Annotated in this window: 17 protein-coding genes; 10 read left to right on the plus strand and 7 right to left on the minus strand. The window is 70.9% G+C overall.

The window, feature by feature from the left end:
• Positions 1-55 precede the first annotated feature (55 nt).
• Together ACIRA5_RS01705 and ACIRA5_RS01710 are read right to left on the minus strand one after the other, a co-directional pair.
• Positions 56-1339 carry an SWF or SNF family helicase gene (locus ACIRA5_RS01705; RefSeq protein WP_403686209.1) on the minus strand — a complete coding sequence of 428 codons (1284 nt, stop codon included), beginning with the start codon at positions 1337-1339 and terminating at the stop codon, positions 56-58.
• Positions 1336-4188: a DEAD/DEAH box helicase gene (locus ACIRA5_RS01710; RefSeq protein WP_403686210.1), complete on the minus strand. Its 2853-nt coding sequence runs from the start codon at positions 4186-4188 to the stop codon at positions 1336-1338. Before ACIRA5_RS01710 ends, ACIRA5_RS01705 begins: the two co-directional genes overlap by 4 nt.
• A 246-nt stretch (positions 4189-4434) precedes the next feature.
• On the opposite strand from ACIRA5_RS01710, the gene ACIRA5_RS01715 reads away from it, so the two are divergent.
• A complete protein-coding gene (locus ACIRA5_RS01715) occupies positions 4435-5517 on the plus strand; it encodes a fatty acid desaturase family protein (protein ID WP_403686212.1) in 1083 nt (360 codons plus the stop codon).
• 129 nt (positions 5518-5646) lie between these two features.
• Complete coding sequence (locus tag ACIRA5_RS01720; RefSeq protein WP_067372573.1) at positions 5647-5829, plus strand: hypothetical protein; 183 nt, start codon at positions 5647-5649, stop codon at positions 5827-5829.
• A 139-nt stretch (positions 5830-5968) separates the two neighbouring features.
• Here ACIRA5_RS01720 and ACIRA5_RS01725 read toward each other — a convergent pair whose 3' ends face one another.
• The 3 genes from ACIRA5_RS01725 to ACIRA5_RS01735 all read right to left on the minus strand — a co-directional run bounded on the left by ACIRA5_RS01725 (position 5969) and on the right by ACIRA5_RS01735 (position 7919).
• Entirely contained in the window at positions 5969-6829 is an 861-nt protein-coding gene (locus ACIRA5_RS01725) for a hypothetical protein (RefSeq protein WP_403686214.1), read from the minus strand.
• 136 nt (positions 6830-6965) lie between these two features.
• Complete coding sequence (locus tag ACIRA5_RS01730) at positions 6966-7271, minus strand: hypothetical protein (protein ID WP_403687195.1); 306 nt, start codon at positions 7269-7271, stop codon at positions 6966-6968.
• 63 nt (positions 7272-7334) lie between these two features.
• Positions 7335-7919 carry a PadR family transcriptional regulator gene (locus tag ACIRA5_RS01735; RefSeq protein WP_403686215.1) on the minus strand — a complete coding sequence of 195 codons (585 nt, stop codon included), beginning with the start codon at positions 7917-7919 and terminating at the stop codon, positions 7335-7337.
• 123 nt (positions 7920-8042) lie between these two features.
• Here ACIRA5_RS01735 and ACIRA5_RS01740 point away from each other — a divergent pair, with 123 nt between their 5' ends.
• Positions 8043-8801 (plus strand): alpha/beta fold hydrolase, encoded by a 759-nt coding sequence (locus ACIRA5_RS01740; RefSeq protein ID WP_403686217.1) that lies wholly within the window; start codon positions 8043-8045, stop codon positions 8799-8801.
• Between the two features lie 4 nt (positions 8802-8805).
• Here ACIRA5_RS01740 and ACIRA5_RS01745 read toward each other — a convergent pair whose 3' ends face one another.
• On the minus strand, positions 8806-9405 hold the full coding sequence (locus tag ACIRA5_RS01745) for a class I SAM-dependent methyltransferase (RefSeq protein WP_403686218.1): 600 nt from the start codon (positions 9403-9405) through the stop codon (positions 8806-8808).
• A 152-nt stretch (positions 9406-9557) separates the two neighbouring features.
• Here ACIRA5_RS01745 and ACIRA5_RS01750 point away from each other — a divergent pair, with 152 nt between their 5' ends.
• The 5 genes from ACIRA5_RS01750 to ACIRA5_RS01770 all read left to right on the plus strand — a co-directional run bounded on the left by ACIRA5_RS01750 (position 9558) and on the right by ACIRA5_RS01770 (position 14579).
• Positions 9558-10331, plus strand: a complete 774-nt coding sequence (locus ACIRA5_RS01750; RefSeq protein ID WP_403686220.1) for an MHYT domain-containing protein — start codon at positions 9558-9560, stop codon at positions 10329-10331.
• Between the two features lie 62 nt (positions 10332-10393).
• A complete protein-coding gene (locus tag ACIRA5_RS01755) occupies positions 10394-12976 on the plus strand; it encodes a nitrate- and nitrite sensing domain-containing protein (protein WP_403686221.1) in 2583 nt (860 codons plus the stop codon).
• Positions 12973-13410: a roadblock/LC7 domain-containing protein gene (locus ACIRA5_RS01760; RefSeq protein WP_352046793.1), complete on the plus strand. Its 438-nt coding sequence runs from the start codon at positions 12973-12975 to the stop codon at positions 13408-13410. The genes ACIRA5_RS01755 and ACIRA5_RS01760 overlap by 4 nt, the downstream gene beginning before the upstream one ends.
• Positions 13411-13429: 19 nt before the next feature.
• A complete protein-coding gene (locus tag ACIRA5_RS01765; protein WP_075025429.1) occupies positions 13430-13825 on the plus strand; it encodes a DUF742 domain-containing protein in 396 nt (131 codons plus the stop codon).
• A gap of 148 nt (positions 13826-13973) precedes the next feature.
• Positions 13974-14579, plus strand: a complete 606-nt coding sequence (locus ACIRA5_RS01770) for a GTP-binding protein (RefSeq protein ID WP_403686223.1) — start codon at positions 13974-13976, stop codon at positions 14577-14579.
• A gap of 40 nt (positions 14580-14619) precedes the next feature.
• Here the strand turns inward: ACIRA5_RS01770 and ACIRA5_RS01775 are convergent, their stop codons facing one another.
• Positions 14620-15048 (minus strand): PPOX class F420-dependent oxidoreductase, encoded by a 429-nt coding sequence (locus tag ACIRA5_RS01775; RefSeq protein WP_403686225.1) that lies wholly within the window; start codon positions 15046-15048, stop codon positions 14620-14622.
• Between the two features lie 93 nt (positions 15049-15141).
• On the opposite strand from ACIRA5_RS01775, the gene ACIRA5_RS01780 reads away from it, so the two are divergent.
• Positions 15142-15555, plus strand: a complete 414-nt coding sequence (locus ACIRA5_RS01780) for a roadblock/LC7 domain-containing protein (protein WP_403686227.1) — start codon at positions 15142-15144, stop codon at positions 15553-15555.
• A 128-nt stretch (positions 15556-15683) separates the two neighbouring features.
• On the plus strand, positions 15684-16646 hold the full coding sequence (locus ACIRA5_RS01785) for a DUF6397 family protein (RefSeq protein ID WP_403686229.1): 963 nt from the start codon (positions 15684-15686) through the stop codon (positions 16644-16646).
• The last annotated feature ends 29 nt before the right edge of the window (positions 16647-16675 follow it).

Raw genomic sequence — 16675 nt, forward strand, 5'->3', positions numbered from 1 at the left:
AGCGTCTCCGCAGGACGGCATTCTGAAACGATCAGTTAGAGGTGAACGTGGGGCGTCAACCACTTATCGGGCCGCCGCCCGGGTCTGCCTGCGCCGTCGCGAAGGCGGTGGCCGGGTCCCCTGCCGCCGGCCCCGCGGGCGTCCAACGGCCCCGCTCCTTGCGGTACGGCCACCATCGGCCGTCACGCCCCAGACGCAGCTGGGCAGGTGCGCCGACGGCGGTCCAGCGGTTGCGGGTGGCACGCAGTCGCGGCCACTCGTCCACGTCCCAGGCCGCCTCCAGGGCGGCACGCGCGCGTGCGAGTACCTCCGCTTCCACGGTCCACTCGTCCTCCAGCACGGCCAGAGCGACCACACCCCCGTGGTGCCAGGCGCGTACGGCGAGCGCCAGTTCCTGCCTGTCGCGCCTCGATCCGTCGGCCAGCCGCTCCACGATCGCACCCTCGGGGGCCGCCGCCGCAAGCCGGACCGCGTCCTGCTCGACCGTCAACTCCGCCGCCGGTGCTTCCTGCCCGTGAGTCGGTCTGAGCGCCTCGGCGAGCAGCCGGTGCGCCTCGGCCGCGGTCGCGGTAGCGAGGAACTCCAGGGCGGCCGGGTCGACGCCGGGTGCGGGCGCGGCCTCGGTGTCCAGGGAGTGCGACAGACCGGGCACCTGGGGCAGTATCGGAGGAGCGGGCAGGGGCGGCAGGATGTCCCCGGCCGCGTACGCCTCGCCGGCGTCCACGTCCTGCTGAGCGGATTCCTGGGCGTCCGGCCGATTCTTCGCGGTCGCGCTGCCACGCGACTGAAGCTCGTCCAGCAACGTGCGTTCGGCGCGGCCGCGCATCAGCAGCAGGGCGAACGGATCCTGGTCGAGCAGCCGCGCCATCTGATAGCAGAGCGCTGCGGTGTGCCCGCAATGGTCCCAGGCCCCGCAGTCGCACTCGGCCTCCAAGTCACCCAAACCCGGAAGCAGCTCGACTCCCGACGCCGCCGCGTCCTCCACCAGATGCGGGGGCATCTCGCGGTCGAGCAGTGCCGCGACATGCCCGGCCCGCTCGACGGCCATGTCCAGGAAACGGTCCCACTGCTCCTCGGACAGTTCCTGAAGCAGCACGTCCGAGCGGTGTGCGGTACCGTCCCGGTCCCGAACGACGGCGGTGACGCGCCCCGGCCGCACCCACACGGCGCCCACCGCCCCCGTACGCGCGAGTCTGCGGCCCGTCTTCACCGCCTTCGAGTCCAGCGCCGCGTCCTCCAGCGCCTTCAGCCAGGCCCGGCCCCACCACGTCTGCGCGAAGCCCTGCCCCTGTGCGGGCGGCAGCGCTGCGAACGTACGCTCCTCGTTCCCATCCGTCATCGTGCGTCCCCTCGAAGCTCCACTAGGTCGGCCAGTTCGGCGTCGGTCAGCTCCGTGAGCGCCGCCTCTCCGGCGCCGAGGACCGCGTCGGCCAACTGCTGCTTGCGCCGCAGCATCTCGGCGATGCGGTCCTCGATGGTCCCCTCGGCGATCAGTCGGTGCACCTGCACGGGCCGGGTCTGGCCGATGCGGTACGCGCGGTCCGTGGCCTGCGCCTCCACGGCCGGGTTCCACCAGCGGTCGTAATGCACGACGTGCTCGGCCCGCGTCAGGTTCAGGCCCGTGCCCGCGGCCTTCAACGACAACAAGAAGACCGGGATTTCGCCCTCCTGGAAGCGCTCCACCATCGCCTCGCGCTCATGGACGGGCGTTCCGCCGTGCAGGAACTGCGTCGCGACGCCGCGCACCGCGAGATGGCGCTCGATGAGGCGCGCCATCCGCACGTACTGCGTGAAGACCAGAACGCTCGCTCCCTCGGAGAGGATGGTGTCGAGCAGCTCGTCCAGCAGCTCCAGCTTCCCGGACCTGCCCGGGATCTTCGGCCGGTCCTCCTTGAGGAACTGCGCCGGGTGGTTGCAGATCTGCTTCAGCCCGGTGAGCAGCTTCACGATCAGACCGCGCCGCGCCATGCTGTCCGCGCCCGAGATCTCCGCGAGGGTCTCGCGCACCACCGCCTCGTACAGACCCGCCTGCTCCTTGGTGAGCGAGACCGCACGGTCGGTCTCGGTCTTCGGCGGCAGCTCGGGCGCGATGCCGGGGTCCGACTTGCGCCGCCGCAGCAGGAACGGCCGGACCAACTGGGTGAGCCGCTCGGCTGCCGCAGGATCCTGAGCGCCTTCGACGGCCTGCGCGTAACGCGTCCGGAAGGAGCCGAGACTCCCGAGCAGGCCCGGCGTCGTCCAGTCGAGGATCGCCCACAGCTCCGAGAGGTTGTTCTCCACCGGCGTGCCGGTGAGCGCCACGCGCGCGCGTGCGCCGACGGTGCGCAGCGCCCGCGCCGTCGCCGAGTAGGGGTTCTTCACGTGCTGCGCCTCGTCCGCGACGACCATGCCCCACGACACCGCGGCCAGTCGCGGCGCGTCGAGCCGCATCGTGCCGTACGTGGTGAGCACGAACTCCCCGTCCACCAGGCCTTCCAGACTGCGCCGCGAGCCGTGGAAACGGCGCACCGGCGTGCCGGGCGCGAACTTCTCGATCTCGCGCTGCCAGTTGCCCATCAGGGAGGCCGGACAGACCACGAGGGTGGGGCCCGCCGCCGACGTGTCGGTCTGCCGGTGCAGATGCAGGGCGATCAGCGTGATCGTCTTGCCCAGCCCCATGTCGTCGGCGAGACAGCCGCCCAGTCCCAAGGAGGTCATGCGGGCGAGCCAGTTGAGGCCCCGCACCTGGTAGTCCCGCAGTGTCGCGGTGAGCGCGGCGGGCTGCCCGACCGGTTCCTGTCCCTCCGGGTCCGAGAGCCGCTCCCGCAGCGTCGCCAGCCACCCCGTGGGCCGTACGGCGACCCTGCGGCCGTCGACCTCCGTGGAGCCCGTCAGAGCGGCGCTCAGCGCCTCGACGGGCGTGACCTTGCGATCCTGTTGCGCCCGGGCTCGGCGCACCTCCTGCGGGTCGATGAGGACCCACTGGTCGCGCAGCCGCACCATGGGGCGGTTCGCCTCCGCGAGGTGGTCCAGCTCCTGTCGGGTGAGTCGCTGATCGCCCAGCGCGAACGACCAGTTGAAGGCAAGCAGCGCGTCCGCGGACAGGAAGGAGGGTGCGGCCGACGCGACCTTGTCCGGACTCCGCTCGTCGTCCGGCGGGCCGATGACGGCGCGCGCGGTCAGCTTGCGCGCCAACTCCTTGGGCCAGTGCACGTCGACGCCGGCGGACTCCAGCATGCGGGCGCCCTCGCGGAGGAGTTCGGTGACCTCCTCGTCGGCGAGTTCGACGGCGTCCGGCACCGTCGCCGAGAGCAACGGGGTGAGCGGGGGCCAGGCGCGGGCCGCACGGCGCAGGGCGAGCAGGACGTCCATCCGCGCGCGCGGGCCGAAGGCCGCCGATCCGGCCCAGACGGCGGAGGCGTCCGCGACAAGGCCCGGGTCGTTCACGCTGTGCACCTGCAGCACCCCACGGAACGGGAGCGGTGTCTCGTCCGCCCCGGCCGACGCCAGCCCAGGGACCTCGACGCGCAGCGAGACGCGTACGCCCGCGTCGTGCCCCGCTGCCACGTCGGCGGCCCAGGCGCGTTGCTCCGGCACATACTGCGGCTCCGGCGCCGCGAAGGCCACGCCACCCGCGGCCTGCGACGCGGCGGGGGAGCGGGGCAGCGCGTCGGCGACCGCGTCGAGGAAGGCTCGCAGCAACCTCTCCGGGTCGGGCAGCCGCACCGGCTCACGGCCGTCCACCGGTACGGCATGCGCGTCGGGCGGCATCGCCGCGGCGAGTTCGCGTACGCGCTCCAGGTCGTCGGCCCGCAGTGGACCGGCACGCCACGCGTCGTGGTCGCTCGCCGTCAGCCCCGGCAGCAGCAGCCCCCGTGCGGCGAGTTGCAGGGCGAGCACGGCGGCCGCGCCCCAGAACGAGGTCGCCCGGTGTGCGTGCGCGGCGGCACGCGCGCGCGTGAGGACCGGCAGCGCGGCGCGCACCGGGAGCAGGACGGCGGGCACGGTCACGAGCTCGACACCGTCGTCTCCGGGCAGTGCGACGGTCAGGTCGTCCAGGGCGCCGGGCGCCACCACAGGGGGCACGTCGCCGTCGGGCCGCCAGAAAGCGACGCTTCCGGTACGGGACGGATCGGCGGGCATGAACACGGCACAGCATGGGGCCAGTTCGGAGATCTCGGCGGGCGTCGCCGCAGGAATTCTCTGCACAGCGATGGCGCATTCCTCAAATTTGACTACTGGGTCGGAGTCGCCGAGGGTACAGCACCGCGTGCACCGGGCGGGGATGCCCGGACCGTGAGGTGGCTCCCCCCGGGCTGGGGGTGTAAGTAACCCCCCTCGATGGACGGGGAAAGCCTCAGTACGGACGCGGGTGGTGGCGTCATGGTCGCCGAGGGTCACTGGTTCGTACGTTTCATCAGGTCAGTCCCTTGCCTGAGAAACCGGAGACCCGCCATGCCCCAGACCGCCACAGCCGTCGTGGAAGACCTTCCAGGGGTGGGTGCCGGGCAGAACCCCGGAAGCGACTTCGCGCCCCTCCTGCGCACCGTCAGGGCCCGGGGTCTCCTGGACCGGCGCCACGGCTGGTACGCGCGCGTTATCACCGTGAACGCGCTGGCCCTGGCCGCGGTCGTCACGGGGGTAGCCCTGATCGGCAACTCCTGGTGGGAGCTCGTCCTCGCCCCACTGCTCGCCGTGTTCTCCGCCCGCACGGCATTCATAGGCCACGACGCGGGCCACACGCAGATCACCGGCAACAAGTCGGTCGGCCGTGCGATCGGCCTGGTTCACGGCAACCTGCTCCTCGGACTGAGCTATTCCTGGTGGAACCACAAGCACAACCGCCACCACGCCAACCCGAACCACATCGACAAGGATCCCGACGTCGTCGCCGACGTCCTGGTCTTCACCGGTGAGCAGGCCGAGGTCCGGGTGGGGTTCCGGCGCTGGCTCACCCGCAACCAGGCCTGGCTCTTCTTCCCGCTCACTCTCCTGGAAGGCGTCGCCCTGAAGGTCCACGGCTTCCAGGACCTGCGCCGGCAGCCCCCGCGTGAGCGGGTGGTGGAGGCACTGCTGCTGGTGACCCACGTCGTGGCCTACGCGACCTTGCTGCTCACTTCCATGTCCCTCGGCAAGGCCCTGGTCTTCGCCGCTCTGCACCAGGCGCTGTTCGGCCTGCACCTGGGCATGGCCTTCGCGCCCAACCACAAGGGCATGGAAATGCCCGACCCGGACGGCGAGCGCTGGGGTCATCTGCGCCGCCAGGTGCTCACCTCCCGCAATGTTCGCGGTGGCACCCTGGTCGACTGGTTCCTCGGTGGCCTCAACTACCAGATCGAGCACCACTTGTTCCCCAGCATGCCCCGGCCCCATCTGAAGCTCGCCCAGCCGCTGGTGCGCGCACACTGTCGGGAATTGGGTATCCCCTACGTGGAAACCGAGCTCGTCGACTCCTACCGGCAGGCCCTGCGTCACATGCACGAGGTCGGCGAACCCCTCAGGGCCGAGGAGCCGCAGAAGGTCTCAGGGGGTGAGTGAGCCCGGACGATCTCAGGGGTGAGTCAGGGGAGCGCCTCAGGGATGTCTCAGGGTCGCGCACTGGAACCGTGAGAGGCGCGGACCCGTTTTCAGGACAGAGAGCGGCAGCAGCCGCGAAGGAGGCGACACATGTCGAAGAACGCGAAGATCGCCGCAGGTGGTGTGGCGGTCGGCCTCATCCTGCTGATCTGGTTGCCCTGGTGGGTCTCCTTCCTGATCGTGGTGGGAGTTCCGGCGGCCGCGTACCTGACGCTGGACCCCTCGCAGCGGCGCAGGCTGCGCCGCATCACCCGCAAGGAACTCGGCCGCTGAGGCGCTGCCGATCGGGTGCGCCTCCCGGCATGCGGGAGGCGGCTCGGTCGCCGCTCGCGGACCGTGCCGTCGGCAGGGTCCGCGAGCGTGCGCGTGCCCCGCTTCGTCCGGGGTGAGAAGCGACCCGCTGCGCGTCCGCTCAACTGGGGCGTACGGCCATCTTGTCTAGGGCCTCCAGGAGACCGGGCAGTTCCGGGCCCCGGCCGACGGGCAGGACCTCTCCGGGTTCCTCGTCGAGGAGGACGAAGGCGATGTCGTCGGTCCGGGCGACCATGGACCAGCCGGGGCCGTCCGCGCGCAGGGTCCGGGCATCGCCGGTGGCGAAGGACGAGCGGACGCGGCCCAGGGGCGGCGGGGTGTCCACGTAGGAGCGCGCCTCCGCGAGCACACGGCGGATTCCGCCGCGGGTCTCGCCGCTGTCGCCGTCGCCGTCGGTGCTCTCCGTCTCGTCCGGGTGGGCGTCCTCGGGCTCGGCGGTGTCCTTCGACGTGACGAAGTCGCCGTCGTCGATCTGTTCTCGCCAGATCGCCCACTGGAGGGCGATCTCGTCGGCTCCGAGGCGCCGTTGGGCCGGTCCCCAGACTGCGGTGTTCGGTGGGGTGAGCGCCGGCCGATCCGTGAGCTCGGGCGCGGGATCGTGCGGGGCCGGCACCCCAGGAGCCGCGACGGCGACGTCCAGGGGCCAGCCGGGCAGTGCGGAGACGACCGTGCGCTCGTCGGGCGACAGCTCGTGCTCCATCCCGCAGTCCCAGGACGCGATGGCGACGGCGACCAGCGAGACGTCGTCGATCACGACCGTCCACCGTGCACCCTCGCCATCCTGGCCGAGCACGAGACCGTACCCGTCGGCCAGGGGGGCCAGGTCGAGCGCCGCGCAGGCCTCCGGGTAGTCGTCCCCCAGCACGCTGGGGAACTTCGCGGGCGTCAACAGCACCGCTGTCAGCACATACAGCGCGTCGTCGTCCCCGGTGGCGACGGCGCCATCGTCCGTCCCGGCCATCCCAGCCTCCCGATCGCTACGTTCGTCGGCGCACCATAATGCGACCCGAAGGCGCTTGTCACGAGCCCGAAACAGACGCGGAGCTGCAGTTATCCGGCTGGACGGGGGCGAAACGCCCGGCCCGCGCCCACCGCGGTCAGGCGGCGGGCAGGCCGAGCAGCGTCCGCGCCACCGTCCGAGGCGACTCGTCGCGCTCCCGCGCCAGAGCGATGACGGCACGGCAGGCCAGCTCGTTCACCCCGAACGACAGCGCCTCGGGCGACACCCAGGCCGCGGCTTCGTCGATCCGCTCCTGGTCGTCCTCCGCGCAGGCCGACACGTAGGCCGCGGCCGCCTCGAAAAGATTGTGTGTACGTTTCTCCGGTCGCCGTTTGGCGGGCTGCTGCGCCTCGGCCTCGTCGGCCGCCTTCCGGCGCCATATCTCGCGGAGTCTGCCGAACATTCCGGTCATCGGGCCACCTTCCCCCTGCGCGGTTGCCATCGCTGATCGTTCACCTGCTGCTACTCAACGTAGGGTTGAAGGTCCGGCGGCAGAAGAGGGACGACCCGGTGAAGCGTCGCGAACGTTCCCTTCGAGTGAGTCGATCGTGGCCCGCAGCCAGGTGAGTTCGGCCTGGCTCGTGGCTCGGGCGATGGTGAGAATGCCCTGCCGGAAGGGATCGTCGAGTTCTTCGGCGCGCAACGGCCGGTCGCCTTCGTAGAAGAAGCTCGCCGGCTCCTCCAGGAAGGCGAGCCTGCGGCGCAGTACCGCGGCCTGCGCCGCGGGGTCGGCCAGGTGCCTGAGGAAGGCGAGCACCGTGAACCAGCGGTTCTCGTCGGTGATGTCGCGCTGTACGGGGTCCGCGAGTCGGCGGCGCAACTCGCTTCCCCCCTCCTCGGTGAGCGTCAGGACATGACGAGGGGCGGCCACGGAGCCGGGCTGCGTCGCCCGCGCCAGCAACCCCGCCTTCTCCAGCCGCTTGATCGCGGGATACAGCGTGCTCTCTGCGACGGGCTTCACATGGCCGGTCAGCGCGGTGATGCGCTTGCGCAGCTCGTAGCCGTGCAGCGGGGCGTCGTACAGAAAACCGAGGATGGCCAGCTCAAGCATGCCCCGCATTCTGCCGCACCAGCGGTGTACATCACTGCCTTGGTACATCGCTTCCTCTATACATCGAACCCGATGTATTGTCCTGGGGCACGAGAAACGATGAGGCAGACCTGAGGGAGAGCGATGAGGCAGGCCGAGTTCGACAGCAAGGGAAGCTGCATCCGCTGGACGGAGGCGACGGGCGCTGAACCGGCCCGGGTGTACGTACACGGACTGGGGTCGGCCTCTACGGTCTACAACGCCCACATCGCGGCCCGGCCCGAACTGGCAGGGCGCCGGACCCTGTTCGTCGATCTGCCCGGTCACGGCATCAGTGATCGGCCCGCGGACTTCGGCTACACCCTGGAGGAGCAAGCGGACGCGCTAGCGGCCGCCCTGGACGAGGCCGGTGTCACTGCGGCCGAGCTGGTCGCGCACAGCATGGGCGGCGCGGTGGCCATCGTGCTCGCCCATCGGCGTCCCGAGCTCGTGTCCAGGCTGGTACTCGTGGAGGCGAACCTCGACCCGTATCCACCGGTCAAGGCGGGCAGCAGCGGCATCGCCTCGTACACGGAGGAGGAGTACGTCGAAAACGGTGGCCACGCGCGCGTGCTCGACAAAGTCGGCCCCTCCTGGGCGGCGACCATGCGGCTCGCCGACCCGCGCGCGCTGCACCGCACCGCGATCGGCCTTGCGCGCGGCACGGTCCCCACGATGCGCCACCTGCTCGAAGAGCTGTCGGCGGACCGTGTCTACCTTCAGGGGGCACTGAGCGGTGAACTGGCGAACAGGGAGGGGCTGGAGGCCGCCGGAGTCCGGGTGGTGACCGTTCCCGGTGCCGGGCACAACGTCATGTTCGACAACCCCGACGTCTTCGTGGCCGAGGTCGCCGGTAAGGTCTGAGCCCTCAGCCCCGCCGTGTGGCCAGCGCCAGGAAGCGGGCGTCCTCGTCGACGTATGAGGTCATGTCCCAGCCGGAAGCGGCCAGCAGAGGGCGGAGATTGGCCTCCGCCCTCAGGTCGTCCGGTGTGATCCGGCGCCCCTGGCGCGCGGCGAGGCGGGCCCGGCCGATCGGATGGAACAGCGCCAGCGTGCCACCGGGCCGCACCACCCGCCACAACTCCCTCAGATTCTCAGCGGGGTTGGGCAGATGCGCGATCAGCCCCGCCCCGAAGGCGGCGTCCAGTGATTCCGTGCGCAGCGGCAGCGCAGTGACGTCGGCCAGCAGCAACTGCCCGTCGCGGTGCCGTCCGGCCCGTACCGCGGCCGCCAGCATGGCCGGGGTCAGATCGGCTGCGACGACCACTCCGGAGGGCCCCACGGCCGCGCGCAGCGGCGGCAGCGCCCGCCCGGTACCGCAGCCCGCGTCGAGAACGCGGTTCCCCTCGTGCAGCCCGAGTTCGCCGACCGCCGCCGCATAGGCCGGCCCGTCGTCGGGGAACCGCGCGTCCCAGTCGGCCGCGCGCGCAGTGAAGAACTCCTGGACGTGTGTGTGGTCGTCGCTCATGTTCCGCATGATCTCTCACCGACACGAAGGACGACGCTGTGCACACGTTCGAGCGTCACGCGATCGGTCACGTACCTGTCTGCGTCATATTTCAACACCTTTCGAAATGCGCCCCCTTTGCGCGCCCCTGACCGGGCTAGCGTCCCTGGGCCATGGGACACCTGGACCACGCCGCCTTCGGCTGGCTGACCCCCGTGCTGTCGTACGTGATGGCCTGTATAGGCGCCGCCCTGGGGCTGCGCTGCACGGTCCGCGCGCTCGGCGCCACCGGGCGCTCGCGCCGCAACTGGCTGCTCACCGCGGCCTCCGCGATCGGCACCGGCATCTGGACGATGCACTTCGTGGCGATGCTCGGCTTCAGTGTCAGCGGTACGGAAATGCGTTACAACGTGCCGCTGACCATCCTCAGTCTGCTCGTCGCGATGGTCGTCGTCGGCGCGGGCGTCTTCGCCGTCGGCTACGGCCGCGACCGGGGCCGTGCGCTCGTCCTCGGCGGGCTCACCACCGGACTCGGCGTCGCGAGCATGCACTACCTGGGCATGGCGGCGCTGCGGCTGCACGGCGCCGTGCGCTACGACCCGGTGCTCGTCGGGCTCTCCGTCGTGATCGCCGTGGTCGCGGCCACCGCGGCCCTGTGGGCGGCACTCAACATCAGGTCGCCCGTCGCGGTCGCCGTCGCCTCCCTCGTCATGGGTGGGGCGGTGAGCAGCATGCACTACACCGGAATGATGGCGGTGAGTGTGCGTGTCAGCCCCTCCGGGGAGGCCCTTCCCGGGGCCACGGCGATGCAGTTCATCTTCCCCCTCGCCGTCGGCCTCGGGTCCTATCTCTTCCTGACCTCGGCATTCGTCGCGCTGTCTCCGACGGCCCGCGAGCGCGAGGCATCCGCATCGGCCCAACGGCCGGTCGAGGGCGTCGCCCGCTAGTGGCGGGTCCGAGCCGCGACGGCTCGGACGACACGCCTCGAACCACTCCGAGCGAGGAGGCCATGCGTACACCCCGTAAGACCCCATCAGCCGGCGCCGAGCCGTCGGCCCCACCGCCGCAGCGCGGCCGCCGCGCTCACGCGGGACCGCCCGCGGACGAGTACACCGACCCCGACGAGGACGCCACAGGGACGCCGCCAGAGGCATCCGCGCGCGCGGGACAATGGCGCATACGTCCTCGTACGGTGCGGGCCAAGATCGTCTGTCTGCTCATGGTGCCGGTCGTCTCGCTGCTCGCCCTGTGGGCCTACGCCACGGTGAGTACCGCCCAGGACATCGCGCGGCTGCGGCAGTTGCAGCGTGTGGACTCCACCGTCCGAGCCCCGGTCGACGACGCCGTCGCCGCGCTCCAGGCCGAACGCGCGGCCGCCGTCCGCCATGCGACCGACCCGACCTCCGAGCCGCAGAGCGATCTCAAGACACTGGCGGAACGCACGGACCGCGCGGTGGCGAAGCTGCGACTGGGCGGCCGCAACACCGTCGCCGACGGCGCCGACCTGCCCGCCGGAGTGGCCGGACGCCTCGCCGCCTTCGTCAACGGGGCCGAGAGCCTGGGGCCCCTGCGCTCCGCCGTACTGGAACGCCGTACCGGATGGGACGAGGCGTACGGGCAGTACACCAGGACCATTTCGGCAGCCTTCGCGGTCGGCGGCGCCCTCACTGGCATCCAGGACGCCGACCTGGGCTCCGACGCGCGCGTACTCCTCGAATTCTCCCGGGCCGGCGAAGCGCTGGCCCAGGAGGACACCATGCTGTCCGGTGCCCGGCTCGCCCACACCCTGGATGGTGAGCGACTGCGGCAGTTCACCGGGGCGGTCGCCACCCGCCGCGCCCTGACCGACGCCGCAGTCCCGGATCTGCGTGGACCCGAACAAACCTCCTGGCGCGACCTTGTGACGGGGAGCGCGTACGTCGACGTACGCGCCGTCGAGGACAAGGTGCTCGCGTCGAGGCCCGGCGGAAACGCCGTCGACGCCGCGCCGGAAGCCGACTGGAACACCGCCCACGCGCGCGTGCAGGACGCCATGCGCGCCATCGAGGCGAAGGCGGGCCGGGGTGTCGCGGACCGGGCCGACCCCTTGACCCGCGGTCTGCTGACACCCGCCGGCGCCGCTGTCGTGTTCGGCCTCGCCGCCGTCGCCACCTCCCTCGTGATCTCCGTACGTATCGGACGCGGCCTCGTCGTCGAGCTGGTGCTCCTGCGCAACAGCGCCCTCGAGATCGCTCGACGCAAGCTGCCCGAGGCGATGCGCAAACTGCGCGCGGGGGAGGAGATCGACGTCCGCGCGGAGGCTCCGCCAGGACCACCGTCGGAGGACGAGACCGGACAGGTCGCGGAGGCCCTGGGCACCGTGCACCGGGCCGCCCTGCGCGCCGCCGTCGAACGCGCGGAACTGGCCAGCGGGATCTCGGGGGTCTTCGTCAATCTCGCCCGGCGCAGCCAGGTCCTCGTGCACCGCCAACTGAGCCTGCTGGACAGCATGGAGCGCAGGTCCGAGGACCCGAACGAACTGAGTGACCTCTTCCGGCTCGACCACCTCACCACCCGGATGCGGCGCCACGCGGAGAGCCTGATCATCCTTTCCGGCGCCGCACCCGGCCGGGCCTGGCGCATGCCGGTCTCGCTGACGAACGTGGTCCGCGCGGCCGTGTCCGAAGTCGAGGACTACGCGCGCGTGGAGGTACGACAGCTGCCCGAGGCATCGGTGGGCGGCGCCGCCGTGGCCGACCTCACCCACCTCCTGGCGGAAATCGTCGAGAACGCCGCCCAGTTCTCCCCGCCGCACACCCGCGTCCGCATCACCGGCGAACCGGTCGGCAACGGCTACGCCGTGGAGGTCGAGGACCGAGGGCTCGGCATGGGCAAGGAGACACTCGACGAGGCCAATCGGCGCATCGAACAGTCCGAAGCGCTCGACCTGTTCGACAGCGACCGGCTCGGCCTCTTCGTGGTCAGCAGGCTCGCGGCCCGGCACGGCATCAAGGTGCACCTGCGCACCTCGCCCTACGGGGGCACCACCGCTGTCGTCCTGCTGCCGACCGCCCTGCTGCACGGAGGCGCGGTGGAACGTTCCCCCCGCAAGACAGACGACGAAAGGCCCGACGAACGCGAGTACGCGCGTGTGGCGGCCGCTCCGGAGCACGACTCCGTCCAGGCTCCCATTGAGCGGCCCGCCCTCGTGCCCCTCGTGCAGACCGCTGTCGAACCCGCACCGCACGGCTTGCCGGAAGCGCCCGTGAACGTCTCGTCCGAAACTCCTCTGAACGGCTCGCCGGAAACGACACCACCTGGAGTCACCACTTTGCGGCTGCACCGCCCTCCGGACGACTCCGAGGGGTCCGACGACCTCCCACGGCGCGTACGGCAGGCGAGCCTCGCGCCCCAACTGCGCGCACAGCGAACCGAGGAGTCGGCACAAGTGGCGGCCCACCAGCACGACGACACACGCACCCCCGAACTCGTACGGGACCGTATGGCGGCCTACCGCGACGGCTGGGCACGCGGCGGCGGCAGATCATCCGGTCGCGGCGCCACTCCAGACCCCGACGCGGGCAGCGACAGCAGTGAAGGAGACCCCGCATGATCCAGGACCCGGGCATGAGGGCAGCCCAGCGATCCGGCGAACTCGACTGGCTGCTGGACGACTTGGTGCTGCGCGTTGCCGAAGTGCGGCATGCGGTGGTGCTGTCGAACGACGGACTGGCGGTGGGTTCCTCCACCGGCCTCAGGCGCGAGGACGCCGAACACCTGGCCGCCGTCGCCTCGGGCTTTCACAGTCTGGCCAAGGGCGCGGGCCGCCACTTCGGCGCCGGGGGTGTACGCCAGACGATGGTGGAGATGGACGACGGCTTTCTGTTCGTCGCGGCAGCGGGCGACGGCTCGTGCCTCGCCGTCCTCACCGCGGTCACGGCCGACATCGGTCTGGTGGCTTATGAGATGGCGCGGCTGGTCAAGCGCGTCGGCGAGCACCTCTACACGCCGCCGCGGGTCGCCGCGCAGCCGCCCGCCGCCGGATGACCGAGGGCGGGCGGCGCAGATGACCGAGGACCTCGCGGGCAGCCAGTGGTACGACAGCGAAGCGGGACCGCTCGTCCGTCCCTACGCGATGACGGGCGGCCGCACCAAACCGGGCCCTACCGGAGTGCGCTTCGACCTGATCGCCCTGGTCACCCTTGACAAGGGTGCACCCGGAGTCGACGAGGACTCCCTGCTCGGGCCGGAACACCGGGCCCTCATCGACCTGTGCCGCACGGAGACGCAATCAGTGGCCGAACTCGCCGCGGGCGCGGATCTGCCGGTGGGCGTGGTCAGGGTGCTGCTCGGCGACCTGCTGGAACTGGGCTGCGTCACCATCAGCCGCCCGGTGCCGCCCGCACAACTGCCCGACGAGCGGATCCTCCGCGAGGTGATCGAGGGACTGAGGGCGCTCTAGATGAACGACGCGACTCCACACATCCAGGGGAACTACGCGACTCCGCACACCCAGATGAACCACGCGATTCCACACACCCGCACCGACGCACACCCGGCACCGTTCGACCGACGCCGACCGCTGCCGCCACTCCCGAGAGAAGTGATCGATGGTCTCCGAGAACTCCGACGCCTCGGCCGACGAAACGACCGCCCTGGCGTTGAAGATACTGGTCGCCGGCGGGTTCGGCGTGGGCAAGACCACCCTGGTGGGCGCGGTCAGCGAGATCAGGCCGCTGCGCACCGAGGAACTGCTCAGCGAGGCGGGTCAGTCGGTGGACGACACCGACAGAGTGACCCACAAGGTCACGACGACCGTCGCCATGGACTTCGGACGCATCACCATCCGGTCCGGCCTCTCCCTCTACCTCTTCGGCACGCCGGGCCAGGACCGGTTCTGGTTCCTGTGGGACGAGCTGTCGCAGGGCGCGTTGGGGGCCGTCGTCCTCGCGGACACCCGCAGGCTCGAGGACTGCTTCCCCGCGGTGGACTACTTCGAGCACCGGCACATCCCGTTCGTGGTGGCCGTCAACTGCTTCACGGGCGCCCGCGCCTACGGCGCCCAGGACGTGTCCCGCGCCCTCGACCTCGACCGTGGCACGCCCGTGGTGCTCTGCGACGCCAGGGACCGCGACTCCGGGAAGGAGGTACTCATCCGGCTCGTGGAGTACGCCGGGCGGGTACACACCGCCCGGCTGCTCGACTCCGTCGGTTGAGGCCACGGAAAAATCGGGCCGAGGCCTCCGAAGGAGAGACCTAGTCCGTCATCGAGGCCCTAGCCACGACCTTCTCGATCCTCACGCGGACGAGGAGTTCACCGGGGACGCCGTTGCGCTTCCCGAACTCCTCGGCCCGGTCCTCACCCATGTAGCGTGCGCCGATCCGAGCTGCCCAGTGACGCAGCTCGGCCGGATCCTCCGACAACTCGGCACGACCCTCCAGAACCACGAAGTCGAACGGTGGCCGGTCGTCGTCCACGCAGAGGGCGACTCGCCCGTCGCGGGCCAGATTCCGTCCCTTCACAGTCTCCTTCGCGGTGTTGAAGAGCACATGGTCGCCGTCCAGCAGAAACCAGATCGGCGCCACGTGCGGGCTTCCGTCGGCGCGGACGGTCGACAGCTTTCCGGTGCGGGTGCCCTGCGAGACGAAGGCCCGCCATTGCTCATCGGTCATCTTCTGTGCCATGCGCCCATCCTCCTTGCCCGGAGGGCGGCTGTGGGGAAGGCTGGCTGGTCGGATCCTCCAGCCAGGGGGAAAAGCAACACGGGGAGATGGAGCATGGCGCAGAACACGGGGCTCGGCTGGCTGCTCGACGATCTGACCGAGCGCGTCGAACACGTACGGCACGCGTTGGTGTTGTCCAACGACGGGCTGGTGACCGGCGCGAGCGCAGGACTTCGACGCGAGGACGCCGAGCATCTCGCGGCGGTCTCGTCGGGGCTGCACAGCCTGGCGAAGGGGTCAGGTCGGTACTTCGGCGCCGGTCAGGTGCGCCAGACGATGATCGAGTTCGACGACGCGGTACTTTTCGTCACCGCGGCGGGCGCGGGCAGCTGTCTGTGTGTCCTCAGCGCCGCGGAAGCCGACATCGGCCAGGTTGCCTACGAGATGACACTGCTCGTCAACCGTGTCGGCGAACACCTCGGCGTGGACGTACGCCAACCGGAACGTTCGTCTTCCGTAGATCTCTGACCTGCGGACACGTCATCGCGGTCAGAGTTATCCACAGGCTGGCCGCGAGATCCGCCGAACCGGCTACGGTTTTTCTCGAAGCAAGCGCCCGACGGCGCGAGCACCTCACTCCACGGGGGAGAACCGTCATGTCCGGCAACACCATCACGCAGTCCACCACGCCGCAGTCCACCGCATCGAGGTCCGCCACATCGTCGCTCGCACGCGCCGCGCGAGAACTGGAGCTCAAGCGCGGCGAGTTCGACCTCGCCCTGCATCTCGGACGCGTCCGCACCGTTCCCGACGAGGGCGGAGGCGGACGCCGCGTCAATCGTGCGGAGATCGAGCGGGTGCGCTCCGAGGACGGCTTCCCCGAGGCATTGCGGGAACGTGTCAAGGCCGTCGGCACCACGGAGGGCGCGGCACTCATGGGCGTGACGGCCGCCAGGTTCACGCGCCTCGCGCGCCTGGGCCTGGTGGTGCCCGTGAAATTTTACCTGAACCGGTACAGGGCTGTGGTCTGGCTGTACCTGGCCGAGGAACTGCGCCAGTTCGGGGCGGACGAGCAGAACGCGCCGCTGCTGAAGGGCCGTACCCCCGAGGGACTCCGCGACCAGCTCGAAGCCGGCCTGGACCTCCGCCCCCGCAACTGGCGGGGCCGGCACATGGGATTCCTGCTGCGGCAGACCGAGGACCCCTGGGCGCGGGCCGCGATCGTGGCCTCCCTGCTCGACCCCGTTCAGGTGGCCGAGATCGTCAGGGACCCCTACGAGCGCGCGTATCTGAACCGCTTCCGGCCCGAGCGGGCTGCCCACGGCGCCGCGCCGGACACGCCCGCCGCGCACCTCGTCTCGCGCATCATGACGGCCGAGGATCCCGACGAGATCAGCTGGCTTCGTGCCGATCTGGGCCAGGCGCTCGTCGAGGCCCGAGAACTCCGCCCCGCGCCCCGCCCGACGCCGAAGGCATCGCCGACGTCGGTCTCCGCCTTGAGCGGGGCGGCTCCGGCGGTCTCACGACCGCGGGAAGCCACCCTCGACGACCCGGCCCCGAGCGTGGAGCCCGAGCGGCCACGCAGGCTCCTCGGGTGGCTGCGCCGCAGAAACCCCTGACCCTTTTCCTGCACCCCTACTGCGACCCT

The organism is Streptomyces sp. NPDC096311, from assembly GCF_044763085.1.
Classification (GTDB): Bacteria; Actinomycetota; Actinomycetes; order Streptomycetales; family Streptomycetaceae; genus Streptomyces.

Excerpts from the sequence above, each read along its gene's own strand:
- ACIRA5_RS01735 (WP_403686215.1), bottom strand. The coding sequence starts at position 7,919 with ATGCTTGAGCTGGCCATCCTCGGTTTTCTGTACGACGCCCCGCTGCAC.
- ACIRA5_RS01725 (WP_403686214.1), bottom strand. The coding sequence starts at position 6,829 with ATGGCCGGGACGGACGATGGCGCCGTCGCCACCGGGGACGACGACGCG.
- ACIRA5_RS01785 (WP_403686229.1), top strand. The coding sequence starts at position 15,684 with ATGTCCGGCAACACCATCACGCAGTCCACCACGCCGCAGTCCACCGCA.
- ACIRA5_RS01775 (WP_403686225.1), bottom strand. The coding sequence starts at position 15,048 with ATGGCACAGAAGATGACCGATGAGCAATGGCGGGCCTTCGTCTCGCAG.
- ACIRA5_RS01705 (WP_403686209.1), bottom strand. The coding sequence starts at position 1,339 with ATGACGGATGGGAACGAGGAGCGTACGTTCGCAGCGCTGCCGCCCGCA.
- ACIRA5_RS01750 (WP_403686220.1), top strand. The coding sequence starts at position 9,558 with ATGGGACACCTGGACCACGCCGCCTTCGGCTGGCTGACCCCCGTGCTG.
- ACIRA5_RS01715 (WP_403686212.1), top strand. The coding sequence starts at position 4,435 with ATGCCCCAGACCGCCACAGCCGTCGTGGAAGACCTTCCAGGGGTGGGT.
- ACIRA5_RS01755 (WP_403686221.1), top strand. The coding sequence starts at position 10,394 with ATGCGTACACCCCGTAAGACCCCATCAGCCGGCGCCGAGCCGTCGGCC.
- ACIRA5_RS01745 (WP_403686218.1), bottom strand. The coding sequence starts at position 9,405 with ATGAGCGACGACCACACACACGTCCAGGAGTTCTTCACTGCGCGCGCG.
- ACIRA5_RS01760 (WP_352046793.1), top strand. The coding sequence starts at position 12,973 with ATGATCCAGGACCCGGGCATGAGGGCAGCCCAGCGATCCGGCGAACTC.
- ACIRA5_RS01770 (WP_403686223.1), top strand. The coding sequence starts at position 13,974 with ATGGTCTCCGAGAACTCCGACGCCTCGGCCGACGAAACGACCGCCCTG.
- ACIRA5_RS01740 (WP_403686217.1), top strand. The coding sequence starts at position 8,043 with ATGAGGCAGGCCGAGTTCGACAGCAAGGGAAGCTGCATCCGCTGGACG.
- ACIRA5_RS01720 (WP_067372573.1), top strand. The coding sequence starts at position 5,647 with ATGTCGAAGAACGCGAAGATCGCCGCAGGTGGTGTGGCGGTCGGCCTC.
- ACIRA5_RS01765 (WP_075025429.1), top strand. The coding sequence starts at position 13,430 with ATGACCGAGGACCTCGCGGGCAGCCAGTGGTACGACAGCGAAGCGGGA.
- ACIRA5_RS01780 (WP_403686227.1), top strand. The coding sequence starts at position 15,142 with ATGGCGCAGAACACGGGGCTCGGCTGGCTGCTCGACGATCTGACCGAG.
- ACIRA5_RS01730 (WP_403687195.1), bottom strand. The coding sequence starts at position 7,271 with ATGTTCGGCAGACTCCGCGAGATATGGCGCCGGAAGGCGGCCGACGAG.